Source organism: Micromonospora sp. NPDC007230 (assembly GCF_042869115.1).
In the GTDB taxonomy this organism is placed as follows: domain Bacteria; phylum Actinomycetota; class Actinomycetes; order Mycobacteriales; family Micromonosporaceae; genus Micromonospora.
In genome coordinates this window covers 277,893-290,680 of the sequence record NZ_JBIAFE010000001.1, presented here as the reverse complement: position 1 = coordinate 290,680, position 12,788 = coordinate 277,893, and the positions used below count along the sequence as shown (strand labels likewise).

The 12,788-nt window shown below is 72.6% G+C and carries 12 protein-coding genes; 4 read left to right on the top strand and 8 right to left on the bottom strand.

The window, feature by feature from the left end; all coding sequences use genetic code 11:
• Window positions 1–1,332 (bottom strand): ABC transporter substrate-binding protein, encoded by a 1,332-nt coding sequence (locus ACFYML_RS01450; RefSeq protein WP_387418729.1) that lies wholly within the window; start codon window positions 1,330–1,332, stop codon window positions 1–3.
• Between the two features lie 37 nt (window positions 1,333–1,369).
• The gene (locus ACFYML_RS01445; protein ID WP_387418728.1) at window positions 1,370–2,881 is read right to left on the bottom strand and encodes an alpha-N-arabinofuranosidase; all 1,512 of its coding nucleotides are present in this window, start codon (window positions 2,879–2,881) and stop codon (window positions 1,370–1,372) included.
• A 137-nt stretch (window positions 2,882–3,018) separates the two neighbouring features.
• On the opposite strand from ACFYML_RS01445, the gene ACFYML_RS01440 reads away from it, so the two are divergent.
• On the top strand, window positions 3,019–4,020 hold the full coding sequence (locus ACFYML_RS01440; RefSeq protein WP_387418727.1) for a LacI family DNA-binding transcriptional regulator: 1,002 nt from the start codon (window positions 3,019–3,021) through the stop codon (window positions 4,018–4,020).
• A 126-nt stretch (window positions 4,021–4,146) separates the two neighbouring features.
• On the opposite strand, the gene ACFYML_RS01435 is transcribed toward ACFYML_RS01440, so the two are convergent.
• The 3 genes from ACFYML_RS01435 to ACFYML_RS01425 form a co-directional block, all read right to left on the bottom strand.
• Complete coding sequence (locus tag ACFYML_RS01435) at window positions 4,147–4,872, bottom strand: methyltransferase domain-containing protein (RefSeq protein WP_357438391.1); 726 nt, start codon at window positions 4,870–4,872, stop codon at window positions 4,147–4,149.
• A 140-nt stretch (window positions 4,873–5,012) separates the two neighbouring features.
• Window positions 5,013–5,330: a hypothetical protein gene (locus tag ACFYML_RS01430; protein WP_387418726.1), complete on the bottom strand. Its 318-nt coding sequence runs from the start codon at window positions 5,328–5,330 to the stop codon at window positions 5,013–5,015.
• Between the two features lie 38 nt (window positions 5,331–5,368).
• Window positions 5,369–7,006 (bottom strand): ABC-F family ATP-binding cassette domain-containing protein, encoded by a 1,638-nt coding sequence (locus tag ACFYML_RS01425; RefSeq protein ID WP_387418725.1) that lies wholly within the window; start codon window positions 7,004–7,006, stop codon window positions 5,369–5,371.
• Window positions 7,007–7,096: 90 nt separating this feature from the next.
• Here ACFYML_RS01425 and ACFYML_RS01420 point away from each other — a divergent pair, with 90 nt between their 5' ends.
• The 3 genes from ACFYML_RS01420 to ACFYML_RS01410 all read left to right on the top strand — a co-directional run bounded on the left by ACFYML_RS01420 (window position 7,097) and on the right by ACFYML_RS01410 (window position 8,674).
• Window positions 7,097–7,867: an ROK family protein gene (locus ACFYML_RS01420; protein WP_073834397.1), complete on the top strand. Its 771-nt coding sequence runs from the start codon at window positions 7,097–7,099 to the stop codon at window positions 7,865–7,867.
• A gap of 91 nt (window positions 7,868–7,958) precedes the next feature.
• Window positions 7,959–8,327 (top strand): M48 family metallopeptidase, encoded by a 369-nt coding sequence (locus ACFYML_RS01415; RefSeq protein WP_073834396.1) that lies wholly within the window; start codon window positions 7,959–7,961, stop codon window positions 8,325–8,327.
• Window positions 8,328–8,419: 92 nt separating this feature from the next.
• Window positions 8,420–8,674 carry a Smr/MutS family protein gene (locus ACFYML_RS01410; RefSeq protein WP_013736060.1) on the top strand — a complete coding sequence of 85 codons (255 nt, stop codon included), beginning with the start codon at window positions 8,420–8,422 and terminating at the stop codon, window positions 8,672–8,674.
• Between the two features lie 80 nt (window positions 8,675–8,754).
• On the opposite strand, the gene ACFYML_RS01405 is transcribed toward ACFYML_RS01410, so the two are convergent.
• The 3 genes from ACFYML_RS01405 to ACFYML_RS01395 form a co-directional block, all read right to left on the bottom strand.
• On the bottom strand, window positions 8,755–9,513 hold the full coding sequence (locus tag ACFYML_RS01405) for an MBL fold metallo-hydrolase (protein WP_387418724.1): 759 nt from the start codon (window positions 9,511–9,513) through the stop codon (window positions 8,755–8,757).
• A gap of 118 nt (window positions 9,514–9,631) precedes the next feature.
• Window positions 9,632–10,081 carry an iron chaperone gene (locus tag ACFYML_RS01400; RefSeq protein ID WP_387418723.1) on the bottom strand — a complete coding sequence of 150 codons (450 nt, stop codon included), beginning with the start codon at window positions 10,079–10,081 and terminating at the stop codon, window positions 9,632–9,634.
• Window positions 10,082–10,136: 55 nt separating this feature from the next.
• Window positions 10,137–12,653 (bottom strand): M28 family peptidase, encoded by a 2,517-nt coding sequence (locus ACFYML_RS01395; RefSeq protein WP_387418722.1) that lies wholly within the window; start codon window positions 12,651–12,653, stop codon window positions 10,137–10,139.
• Window positions 12,654–12,788: the final 135 nt, after the last annotated feature.

The window sequence follows — 12,788 nt, the reverse complement described above, 5'->3', positions numbered from 1 at the left end:
TCAGCTCCCGTACTTCTTGCGGTTATCCTCGAGCTGCTTGTTCGCCTTGGCCACGCCGTCGTCCAGCGCCTGCTTCGGAGACTTCTTGCCCAGCGCGGCCTCGTTGAAGGCGTTGTAGAAGGTGGTCATCACCTCACCCAGGCCGGGAGCGGCCGGCGGGAACGCGGCGTACGCCAGCTCCGGCGCGAGCGAGCTGATCTCCGGCAGCGCCTTGAACTCGGCGCTCTCCCGGACCGCCTTGCGGGCGGGCACCTGGCCGCCCTTGGCCCAGTCCAGCGAGTGCTGGCTGAGCCAGTTGATGAAGACCTTCGCGCCGGCGACCTTGTTGTTGTCGGCGCTGCGCTGCTTGACGATGGTGAAGTTGTGCGAGTTGGCCCAGGCCGCCTGCTGGCTGCCGATCTGCGGCAGCGGCGCGACGCCCCACTGCACGTCCGGGCTCTTCTTCAGGTCGTTGATCTGCCAGATGCCGTTCCAGTTGAAGGCGTTCTTGCCGCTCTTGAGTGCCAGGTAGTCGGCGTCCTGGCCCACGTTGGCCGGCGAGAACCCTTGCTTGATCATGTCCACCAGCCAGGTGCACGCCTCGACCGCGGGATCGGAGTTGAAGGTGGCCTTGGCGACGTCCCCGTCGAACAGGGTGCCGCCCCACTGGTGCAGCAGCGAGTAGTAGGTCATTCCGCCGGTGAACTGGAACGGGCTGACCCAGAAACCCTGGATCCCCGCCTTCTTCAGCTCGGTCAGCGCCGCCGTGTACTCGTCCTTGGTGGTCGGCGGCTTGTTCGGGTCGAGGCCGGCCCGCTGCATGGCCGCCTTGTTGTAGTAGAGGCCCAGCGGGTGCATGTCGAGCGGGATGCCGTACCGCTTGTCGTGGTAGAGACCGCCCTTCCAGACCGTCGGTGCGAAATCCCCCTCGCTGAGTTCCAGCGTTTTCGCCACGTCGTCCAGCTCCATGATCACCCCGCGGGCGGCGAAGGTGGCGAGCTGGTCCATGTGCATGACGGCGATGTCGGGGCCGTTGCCGCTCGAGACGGCACCGGGCAGCTTGCTGTAGTAGTCCTGCCACTCGTAGGTGACCACGCTGACCGCGATGTTCTGGTGTTCGCCGTTGAACTGGGTGACCAACTGCTTGAAGATCTCGCCGTCGCCGCCGGTGAAACCGTTCCACAGCTTCAGGTCGACCTTGGGACCGGTGTAGTCCTTGCCGCCGTTGCCGGCGGCACTCGGCTTGTCGGAGATGCTGCTGCCGCCGCAGCCGGCCAGGGTCAGGGTGGCCGCGGCGCCGAGCCCGACGCCGAGGCTGAGCAGGCGCCGCCGGCTCATCTCGTTCTGGATCATGGGTACTCCTTGGGGGACGGGATGCGGTATTTCCTGGTCACGGCTGGGGTGCGAAGCGCAGCAGGTTCCAGGAGCAGGCGGGCAGCACCACGGAGCACCGGCCGCCGTCGAGGGTGGGGGTGGGGAGCCCGCGGGTCGTCACCCGCTCGGGCTCGGTCTCGGTGTTGGTGGCCGTCGGGTCGATCCCGGCGGCGAGCGCGCGGTGTTCCCGGGCGCGCAGGCCGGGCAGCGCGCGCAGGTCCAGGTCGACGACGAGGTCGTCCTGGTCGCGGTTGACCGCGAAGACGGCCAGCTCGCCGGTCTCCTCGTCGTGCACCGCGACGGTGTCCAGCACCGGCACGTCGCCGTACTTCCCGGTGGGGTAGGTGGGGGAGACCGGCTCGGTACGCAGCACCGTGCCGCGGGCGTGGCGGGCGGTGAGGGCGAACGGGTGGAAGATGCTCTGCCGCCAGGCCGGCCCGCCGGTGCGGGTACGGATCGGGGCGATGACGTTGGCCAGCTGTGCCTGGCAGGCCACCCCGACGCGGTCGGCGTGCCGGAGCAGGGTGATGAGCAGGTCTCCCACCACCACCGCGTCGACCGCGGTGAAGTCGTCCTCGATCAGCGCCGGCGCCTCGACCCAGCCGCGCCGGTCCAGGTCGGCCTGCAGGCGGGACTCGTACCAGACGTTCCACTCGTCGAAGGAGATCTTCAGCTTCCGCCGCTGGCGCAGCCGGGCGGCCACATGGTCGGCGGTGGCCACCACGTCGCGGATGAAGTTGTCCATGTCCACCGCGGAGGCCAGCAGGCTGGCCCGGTCGCCGTCGGACGGGTCGTAGTAGGTGTGGGCGGAGATGTAGTCGACGTGCTCGTAGGTGTGCTCCAGGACGGTCGCCTCCCAGGAGGCGAAGGTGGGCATCCGCCGGTTGGAGCTGCCGCAGGCGACCAGACTGATCGACGGGTCGATCTTCTTCATGGCACGGGCGGTCTCGGCCGCGAGCCGGCCGTACTCGTCGGCGGTCTTGTGGCCCACCTGCCAGGGCCCGTCGAGCTCGTTGCCGAGGCACCAGAGCCGCACCCCGTACGGCTCCTCGGCGCCGTGCTTGCGGCGCAGGTCCGACAGCTGGGTGCCGCCCGGGTGGTTGGCGTATTCGAGTAGGTCGCAGGCCTCTTGCACACCCCGGGTGCCGAGGTTGACCGCCATCATCGGCTCGACGCGGGCCTCCGCCGCCCAGGCCATGAACTCGCCCAGCCCGAACGCGTTGGTCTCGATGGTCTTCCAGGCCAGGTCGAGCCGGCGCGGCCGGTCGCCGACCGGGCCGACGCCGTCCTCCCAACGGTAGCCGGAGACGAAGTTGCCGCCGGGGTAGCGCACCACGGAGACGCCCAGTTCCCGGGTGAGGTCCAGGACGTCCCGGCGGAAGCCGCCGGCGTCGGCGGTGGCGTGGCCCGGCTCGTAGACACCGCCGTAGACGCAGCGCCCCATGTGCTCGACGAAGGAACCGAAGAGACGGCGGTCGGCCGCTCCGATGGTGAACGACGGGTCGATCGTCAGCTGGGCGCTCCGCACGGGTGCCACCTTTCCTCGTACCGGTCGGGGTGACCTCGGTCACCCCGTACCTCAGCTTTCTACAACGTTGTAATCAACGTTGTAAAGAGGTCTCGGCGCGATACAGTGCCGGCAGAGCCGAAGGGGAGGACGGGCCAGTGCGACACAGGCTCAAGGACGTCGCCGAACGGGCCGGCGTGTCGGTGAAGACGGTGTCCAACGTGGTGAACGGCTACCAGCACGTACGGCCGGACACCCGGGCCCGGGTCGAGCAGGCTATCGCCGAGCTCAACTACCGCCCCAACCTGTCGGCCCGCAGCCTGCGGAAGGGGCGGACCGGGGTGATCGCCCTGGCCGTGCCGGAGCTGGACATCCCCTACTTCGCCGAGCTGGCCCGGCACGTGGTCACCGCCGCCGCCGAGCACGGCTGGACGGTGCTGATCGACCAGACCGGCGGCGGCCCCGAGCAGGAACGGAAGGCGGCCCGCGGGATCGGCGACCATCTGATCGACGGGCTGATCTTCAGCCCGCTCGCACTCACCGCCGCCGACCTCGCCGGCCTCGACGGCCTGCCCATGGTGCTGCTCGGCGAGCGGGTGGACCACGGCCCGGCCGACCACGTGGTGATCGACAACGTGACCGCCGCCCGGCAGATCACCGCGCATCTGGTCGGCCTCGGCCGCCGCCGGATCGCCGCGATCGGCGCCCAACGCACCCCCGAGGGTGCCAGCGCCCGGCTCCGCCTGGCCGGCTACGCTGCCGCGCTGGCCGACGCCGGCCTCGGGTACGACGAGCGCCTGGTGGCCCCCGCGGCCGCCTGGCACCGGGCCGACGGCGCGGCCGCCATGCGCGCCCTGCTGGATTCCGGCGTACGCCCCGACGGGGTCTTCTGCTTCAACGACACCCTCGCCCTCGGCGCCCTGCGCGCGCTGCACGAGGCCGGGCTGCGGGTGCCCGAGGACGTGGCGGTGGCCGGGTTCGACGACATCGAGGACGGGCGCTTCTCGATCCCCACCCTCAGCACCGTCGCCCCGGACAAGGAGCGGATCGCCCGCCTCGCCGTCGACCTGCTCGCCGACCGCCTCGCCGCCGACCGCGGCGCGCCGCCCCGGGAGCTGGTGGCTCCCCACCGCCTGGCCCTCCGCGAAAGCGCCCCCTGACGCCTGCCCCGGCCGCTCCCGCCGCCCGCACTTCCTGCGTTGATCATGAGGTTGGCGGCGTTCTGGATCGGTCCGCCGTCAACCTCATGATCAACCCGTGAGACGGGTGGGGTGGGAGCGGGTGGGTCAGTCGAAGAAGCGGGCCAGGTGGTAGGGGGGTGGGGGTGGGTCGTCGGGGGCGAGGGGGGTGAGGTCGGCGAAGATGGAGGCGCCGTCGCAGCCGACGTGCAGCGGGTACCAGCGCGGGGTGCCGGGCGGGCGCTGACCGCAGATGCCCTTGAAGGTCTGCACGTCCAGCAGTCGTACGTGGGTCGGGTCGGCGACCGCGTTCACGTGCCGCCACCAGGGGCTCATCACGTGCAGCACGCCTCCCGGCCGCAGCGCCCGGTGGCACTCGTCGAACAGCGGCAGGAAGTCGATCAGATGCTCCATGATGTGCACCGCGAAGAACACGTCCACCGAGTCGTCGGCGAGCGGCAGCGAGCCGCCGAGGTCGGCCACCGCGTCCACCCCCGGCGCCGGGTAGATGTCCAGCCCCAGGTTGCCCGGCCACTGCTTGGTCGCGCCGCAGCCCAGGTCCACCACCACCGGCGCCCGGCCGGCGACGGCCACCCGGCACCAGACGCCGAGCACCCCGGCGAGGCGGCCCACCATGTCCCGGACCAGGCGCAGCTCGGCCGGGTCGGCCACCTCGCCGCTCAGGTGCGCGACGCCCCGGTCGAAGCGCACCTCCACGGTGAGCGGGCGCAGCCGCTCATCGTGGCGTGTCAGATCGGCCCACGCCTCGACGAGGAACCCGTCGATCATCCGCAGCCGCTGGGCCGAGGGTGGGGACTGCGCCATCGTGACCATGCGCCACCTCCGGGCGCGCGATACCCGCATCGCCGCCCGGTATGCCTCGGATCGCCGGCCGACACCCGCGGGAGCGGCCCAAACAGCGGCGACCGCCGGCCGGCAACCGCCGAGCGAGCCGGCGACGGCCGGGCGCCGGGTCAGCCGGAGAGGCTGCGGCGGCCCCGGTTGGCGCCCCGGATCCGCTGGCGGGGCGGCGCCACGGCCGGCTTGGGCCGCTTGAGGTGGTAGCGGTGCAGCTCGTTGTTGCCCGGCAGCGAGGGGTCCTCGCTCATCGCGACCAGTTCCCAGCCCTGGTCACCGGCCCGGTTGAGGTGGGCCAGCGCGGTGTCACCGTACGGGGTGACGTCGACCATCGAGCCGTCCGGGCCGTACCAGACGAACACGATCTCCCAGCCGGCGTCGCTGGTGGCCGCCTGGCGGCGGCGGACCAGTAGCGCGTACTCCCACTTGAGCATGGGGTCATTGTCACCCGGCGCGACCGGGTCGGCACGGATCAGTCCTCGGCGATCCGTCCGGCGTCGACCCGCAGCCGCCGGTTGACGCTCACCGCGTCCAGCATCCGCCGGTCGTGGGTCACCAGCAGCAGCGTCCCCGGGTACGTGGCCAGGGCCGACTCGAGCTGCTCGATCGCCGGCAGGTCGAGATGGTTGGTCGGCTCGTCCAGCACCAGCAGGTTCACCCCGCGCCCCTGAAGCAGGGCCAGCGCGGCCCGGGTCCGCTCGCCGGGGGAGAGAGTCGCCGCCGACCGCAGCACATGGTCCGCGCGCAGGCCGAACTTCGCCAGCAGGGTCCGCACGTCCGCCGGGTTCAACTCCGGTACGGCGGCGCCGAAGGCGTCCACCAGGGGCTGGTCGCCGAGGAACAGCCCCCGGGCCTGGTCGACCTCGCCCACCACCACCCCGGGGCCGAGCGCGGCGTGGCCCTCGTCGAGCGGCAGCCGGCCCAGCAGCGCGGCGAGCAGGGTGCTCTTGCCAGAGCCGTTCGCCCCGGTGATCGCCACCCGGTCGGCCCAGTCGATCTGGAGGTTCACCGGGCCCAGCGCGAAGCCGCCCCGGCGTACGACGGCGCCCCGGAGCGAGGCCACCACGGCACCGGCGCGGGGCGCGGCGGCGATCTCCATCCGCAGCTCCCACTCCTTGCGCGGCTCCTCGATCACCTCCAGCCGCTCGATCAGCCGCGCCGTCTGCTTGGCCTTCGCCGCCTGCTTCTCGGTGGACTCGGTGCGGAACTTGCGGCCGATCTTGTCGTTGTCGGTGGCCTTGCGCCGGGCGTTCTTCACGCCCTTCTCCATCCAGGCGCGTTGCATCCGGGCCCGTGCCTCCAGATCGGCTCGGGTATCGGCGTACTCCTCGTACTCCTCCCGGGCGTGCCGGCGGGCCACCTCCCGCTCCTCCAGGTAGGCTGCGTAGCCGCCCCCGTAGTGCCGGACCTGCCGCTGGTGCAGGTCCAGCTCCACCACCCGGGTCACCGTCCGGGTGAGGAACTCCCGGTCGTGGCTGACCAGCACGGTCCCGGCCCGCAGCCCGGTGACGAACCGCTCCAGCCGCTCCAGCCCGGCCAGGTCCAGGTCGTTGGTGGGCTCGTCGAGCAGGAAGACGTCGTACCGGCTGAGCAGCAGGGAGGCCAGCCCGGCCCGGGCCGCCTGGCCGCCGGAGAGGGCGGTCATCGGATGGTCCAGGTCGACCGCCAGGCCCAGCTCGGCGGCCACCTGCTCGGCCCGCTCGTCCAGGTCCGCGCCGCCGAGGTCGAGCCAGCGCTCCAGCGCCTCGGCGTACGTGTTGTCGGCGCCCTCGGCCCCGGCGGTGAGCGCCTCGGTGGCCGCGTCCAGCGCGGCCTGTGCCGCCGCCACCCCGGTACGCCGGGCCAGGAAGTGCCGGACCGTTTCGCCCGGCCGACGCTCCGGCTCCTGGGGCAGATAGCCGACCGTGGCGGTGGGCGGGTTCAACGCCACCGAGCCGTGCTCGCGTGGCTGGAGCCCGGCGAGGGTACGCAACAGCGTGGACTTGCCGGCGCCGTTCACCCCGACCAGCCCGACCACGTCGCCGGGGGCGACGACCAGGTCCAGGTCGGCGAAGAGCAGGCGGTCACCGTGCCCGGCGGTGAGGTCCTTGGCGATCAACGTGGCGCTCATGAGGAGATCGAGCCTACCGGCGCGGCACTCCGCGGCCGATCAGGATGACCGGGGCTCGGAACGTGACCGAGCTGAGGGAGACTCACTGCCGTGGTGACCACTCTGGCGATCGACTGTGGCGGTGGCGGCATCAAGGCGTCCGTGCTGGACGCCGCCGGGACCATGCGGGCCCGCCCGGTACGGGTGCCGACGCCGTACCCGTTGCCGCCGTCGCTCTTCGTCAAGACGCTGCTGGACCTGGCCGGCAGCCTGCCGGCGGCGGACCGGCTCACGGTCGGGATGCCCGGCATGATCCGGCACGGCGTGGTGGTGGCCACCCCGCACTACGTCACCCGGTCCGGGCCGCGCAGCAAGATCGACCCGGCGCTGGTGGCCGACTGGTCCGGATACGACGCGCGCAGCGCACTGGCCGAGGCGTTCGGCATCCCGGCGCTGGTGCTCAACGACGCCGAGGTGCACGGCGCGGGCGTGGTCGCCGGGACCGGCTGCGAGCTGGTGCTGACCCTCGGCACCGGGCTGGGCAGCGCGCTCTTCGACGGCGGGGTGCTCGCCCCGCACCTGGAGCTGTCGCACGCCCCGGTGCGCTGGAACACCACCTACGACACGTACATCGGGGAGCCGGAACGCCGGCGCCTGGGCGACGCGTTCTGGTCGCGGCGGATCCGGCAGGTGGTGGAGGGGCTGCGGCCGGTCTTCCGCTGGGACCGGCTCTATCTCGGCGGGGGCAACTCGCGGCTGATCCGGCCGGAACAACTCACCCGGATGGGCGACGACGTGGTGGTCGTCCCGAACACAGCCGGGATCGTCGGTGGTGTCCGGGCCTGGGAACTGGTCGGCGACCGGTACGACCCGACGGCCTGAGGCGCAACTTCGACCGGGGGAACACTCGCGGTCCGGCTGATGTTGTGCCAGCGTCGGACAAAGGGCGGTGCGACACGAGGAGGTGGGTCGAGTGGATCTTCTGGCGGAGTACCGGCGGGCGACCATGTTCTTCGAAGCGGGTGACCCGACCGGAGCGGCCCGGCTACTCGAGCCGATCGTCGAGGCGGAGCCCGGCAACTCCTCGGTGCGGCAGCTGCTGGCCCGGGCGTACTTCCAGTCGGCCCAGCTCAACCGGGCCGAGGAGCAGCTCCGGGAGCTGGTCGACCGGGACCCGAGCGACCACTACGCCCACCACGTGCTGGGCCGGACCCTGGAACGGCTGAACCGGCCCGTCGACGCCCTGCGGCACCTGCGCATCGCGGCGGCCATGCATTCGACCAACGCCGACTACGCCGAGGCGCTGCGCCGGGTGGAGAGCCGGGTCAGCGGCGGTCGCTGACCGCCACCAGTACGAGACGGCGAAGGGCAGCCCGGGCGGGCTGCCCTTCGCCGTCGTCGGGCCCGGCGGCCCGGCGTGCCTACGATGGGCTGGTGAAGCTCAAGCTCGATCTCCACGACATCTTCAACAAGGGGCACGACATCGACCGCGCGCTGCGCGGGATCATGGACGAGGCGGTGGCGAAGAAGGCCACCCTGGTGGAGATCATCCCCGGCAAGGGCTCCGGCCAGCTCAAGAAGCGGGTGCTGCGCTTCCTCGACCAGAAGGACGTCAAGCAGCTCTACCACCGGGTCGAGAAGGATTCGAAGAACTTCGGCCGCCTCTTCGTGCACTTCCGCTGGAAGTAACGACGACATGCGCTCTGTGCCGTGTGGCCGCCGATCGGCGGCTCATCGGGTGGTGACCATGAGCGCGATGACGCCGAAGTTCATCCGGATGAGCGGCGGGCCTGCTCCAGGTTCGACTGGTGGGGGCCGGACAGCCAGTCTTGACCCAGACGCGCGTCGACCGGTTCCTTGCCTCGCCGCAGCGCGTCGATGTAGGCATGATCGGCGGCGAGGCGGGCCGCGACCTCGGGACCCTCGGCAACGGCCCCGTGGCCGGGGATCAGGACTTCGATGTGGCTGGCCGCCTCACCCAGCCGGTCGAGTGCCGTCTCGTAGGCGTCCACCTGATCGGGGCGGCGCGGGTCGAGGAGCGGGATCAGGACGTCAGAGAGCATGTCGCCGGCGATCAGGACGCCACGGTCCGCGAGGAGGATCGCGGCGTGGCCGACAGCGTGCGCCTGATGCTCGACGATCTCGCCCGGCACGGGTCCCCCGTCCGCGGGCAGCGGGGTGAGGAGCCCGATCACCTCGAGCGGGATGCCCGATGCGCTCTCCGCCGCCATCTTCTGCGCCCGCTCTCGGGCTTCACTGGCAGCCTGGGCGCCGGCGGGGGTGGCGTAGCGCGGCACGTCGCCGAACCGGGGATGCCAGAGCAGGTGGTCCCAGTGGGGATGGGTGGAGAACCCGGCGACCACCGGAATGCCGAGCCGGTCCACGTCATCGGCGAGCTCATTCAGATCGGAACCGTCGATGCCGGGATCGACCAGGACCAAACCATCCTCGCCGCGCACCACGATGGCGTTGCTCCAGACCCACTCGCTCTGCCGGACCCAGACGCCGTCGGCCACCTGATTCAGCATCGGTTCACATTGTCAGGTGTCTCCGTCCGACGCCAGTTGCCACGCCCGTCGGGTCCGGGTGCCGAGAGGGAGCGACGCGTGGGTCGAGGGAGCTGCGGGTCAGGTCGGGCTGTGACAGTCAGGAGACCGCGGCCTTCATCAGCTCGACGATCTTCTGCTCCACCACGGGGCTCCACTTCTGGAGCGCGTACGACACCGGCCACATGTCCCCGTCGTCAAGGTTGGCCGCGTCCTGGAATTCCAGGGTCGAGTACCGAGTGTTGAACTTGCCCGAGTTCTTGAAGGCGACGACGACCTTGCCGTCCGCGTTCGCGTAGGCGGGCATCCCGTACCAGGTCTTTGGCGACAGCTCCGGGGCGGCGGTGGTCACCGCCATGTGCACGCGCTCGGCGAGCTCACGATCCTCCGGCGCCATCTTCGCGATGCTGTCGAGGGCGGCCTGGAGATCGTCGGCCTTCTTGGCGCCCTTCTTGCCCTCGGCGCGCAGCTCGGCGGCGCGCTCCTTCATCGCGGCGCGCTCCTCGGCGCTGAAGCCGGCGGGCTCGGTCTGGGAGTTCTTCGTGGGCATTTTCGGGCTGCCTTTCGACGCTCAAGGCTCGGCGCGATGCCGGCCATAAGGAAGGCTAGGCACGACGACAGCCTGGCGCTTCTTGATTCCTGATCGGATCGGGGCCAGCCGAGGCGGCCCGTACCCGCCGTTCGTCGGCGGACGGCCGGAGCCCGGGCGGCGCGCGTCCGGGTCCCGGCCGCCCGGCCCGGGTCACAGGGGGATACGTGCGGGCCACCGCCAGCATCTCGGAGCTGTGCGAGCCGACCACGCCCACGTCGGGCGGGCGGGGGCGGAAGCCGGGGACAGCGGCCAGGCCGTCGCTGGCGTCCATGACCCGCAGCAGCGGCCGGTGCCCGGGCGCCACCACCAGGGTGATCTCCACGCCCTCCGGTGGCGGCGCATGGAAGACGATGCCGAAGCCCCACGGCCGGCCGTCGGTGACCCGGCCGCCGCCCGTCGCGACCCCGTTGACGGTCGACGACTCCACCACGGTCAAGCCGTCCACGTGCAGCGAGAGCAGGCGGACCGGCCGCTGGGGGGTCACCCGGACCCGCAGGGTGCGCTGCCCGATGAGCGCGGCGTCGGCGAGCACCTCCAGCTTGGGCGCGGGCAGATCCGCCGCCTGCGCCGGGCCGCTGCGGAGCCTGGCGTCGCCCAGCGCGGGGAAGTCGTCGGCCGCGGAAGCCGTCCCGTCGAGGTACCCGGCGGTCCAGGGCTGCGGCTCGTCCTCGCGGCTGAGCCACCGGGCCTCGCCGGTACCGGCGTCCAGGGCGTACATCAGGTGGGTGGGCACGGGGTGGGCGGCGTCGAAGCGGTCCACGGCCAGGCCGACCCCGGCGAGCACGACGGCGGCGAGCCCGGCGGCGGCCGCCGGCAGCGGGGCGAGCCGGCGGGCCCGCAGCGCCAGCAGGCCGCGCTGGCCGCCGGCATGCGGGTGCAGCAGGTCGACCACCGGCAGCGCGGCCAGGCCGAGCAGCACCGCGAACAGCGCCGCCACCCCGCCCATCGCCATGCCGAGCGCCGGGAAGAGCAGCACCACGGTGGGGAGCAGGATCACCACGGCCACCGCGCCGGCCAGGGTCACCGCGACCACCGGCCCGGGACCGTCCAGCCGGGTGGCCAGCGCCGCCAGCCCGGCGAGCGCGCCGGCCAGCGCGGGCAGGGTGGCGAGGTACGCGCCACCCGGAACCAGCACGGCGAGCAGCACCCCGAACAGGGCCAGCCAGGTCAGCCCGCCGAACGCGAGGGCGGCCGGACCGGCCCACCGGCGGGTCAGCGCGTACCAGGTGAGCAGGACCGCCGCGGCGAGCGCCACCACGGCGAGCCGGTACCAGACCGGCCGGTACGGGTCGAGCAGTTCGAGGTAACCGGGGCGGATCTTGGTGATCGCGGCCCAGAGCAGCCACGCGCCCAGCGGGGCCACGACGACGGGCACGAGGGCCAGCCCGACGCCGGCGGCGAGCCGGCCGGTGGTGGCCCGGCCGCGCCGGCGCAGCAGCCAGCCGAGCAGGCCGACCGCGACCAGGGCGAGCAGCGCCAGTGGCAGGGTGAGCCAGCCGGGGTAGCGGACCAGGCCGCCCGGCACCGGGAAGTAGGTGGCGTCGTGGTCGGAGCCCAGTTTCGTCAGGTCGGTCCGGCCGAACTCGCGGGCCAGCCCGAGCGCGTTGTCGCCGTGCTGCTGGAGGCTGCCCCGGTCCAGCACCGCTGGGACGTCCAGCGGCGTGTGGTAGATCGCGCCGCCGTCGATGTACGCCGAGTTCAGCCCGACGAAGTCGTGGTCGAGGAAGGCGGTGAAGTCGGTGTCGTTCGGCAGCGCCCGGTAGATCTCCACGGCGAAGGAGGTGCCCACCGGGTGCGGGGCGGCCCGGCCGAAGACGTCCACCAGCTTCGCGTTGTCCCGGGACGTCTCGAACATGATCACCGGACCGGTGGAGCCGCGCGCCTCCAGGTTGAGCACCACCCCGCCGTCGGCGGCCAGCGGATGGCTGCCGGCGAACGCGGAGGCGCCGCAGAGGCACGCCTCCTCCGCGTCGGTGAGCACGAACACGATGTCGTTGCGTGGGCGCGGGCCGGCGGTCAGCGCCCGGGCCACCTCCAGGATGCTGGCGGTGCCGGCGGCGTCGTCGTTGCCGCCCGGGCCGGACTGCACCGAGTCGTAGTGGGCCACCAGGAACACCCGCCCGGTGGCGGCGGTGCCGGGCAGCCGGGCCACCACGTTGCGCACCCGGGCCACGGTCGCCCCGCCGGCGGCGCCGCTGAGCTGCCCGGCCTCCGGGGCGACGGTGTCCTGCACCGTGGTCTCCAGGCCGAGGCCGCGCAGGACCCCCACCAGGTGCTCGCGGACCTGGTCGTTGGCCGGGCTCCCGGCCACGTGCGGCCGGGCCGCGACGACCTTGACGTGCTCGTACGCCCGGTCGGCGCTGAACTGGTCCGCCGGTGCGGTGGCGGGGCGGGGCGCCGGGGTGGCCAGGTCGACGAGGACGCCCGCGCCGACGGTCAGCAATGCCGCGAGCGCCGCGGCGGCGGCGAGCAGCCGGCGGCGCGGCCGGGCCAGCGCCCGGTCGGCCGCCCGGGTGGGGGGTACGCCCACGGGAACTCCTCGGGGTGGTCGGGGTGGGATCATCCTGCCCCCCGGCGGACCGTGGCGACACTCCCCACCTGGGCCGCCGCCGGTGGGCGCTCCGGTCGTGTTGTGTGCGACCGTGGTCTGAGACAGGATCAGCAG

What these genes read in the sequence shown, in the direction of transcription:
- ACFYML_RS01425 (WP_387418725.1), bottom strand. Translation starts at nt 7,006, where the DNA reads ATGAGCGCCACGTTGATCGCCAAGGACCTCACCGCCGGGCACGGTGAC.
- ACFYML_RS01430 (WP_387418726.1), bottom strand. Translation starts at nt 5,330, where the DNA reads ATGCTCAAGTGGGAGTACGCGCTACTGGTCCGCCGCCGCCAGGCGGCC.
- ACFYML_RS01450 (WP_387418729.1), bottom strand. Translation starts at nt 1,332, where the DNA reads ATGATCCAGAACGAGATGAGCCGGCGGCGCCTGCTCAGCCTCGGCGTC.
- ACFYML_RS01405 (WP_387418724.1), bottom strand. Translation starts at nt 9,513, where the DNA reads ATGCTGAATCAGGTGGCCGACGGCGTCTGGGTCCGGCAGAGCGAGTGG.
- ACFYML_RS01435 (WP_357438391.1), bottom strand. Translation starts at nt 4,872, where the DNA reads ATGGTCACGATGGCGCAGTCCCCACCCTCGGCCCAGCGGCTGCGGATG.
- ACFYML_RS01400 (WP_387418723.1), bottom strand. Translation starts at nt 10,081, where the DNA reads ATGCCCACGAAGAACTCCCAGACCGAGCCCGCCGGCTTCAGCGCCGAG.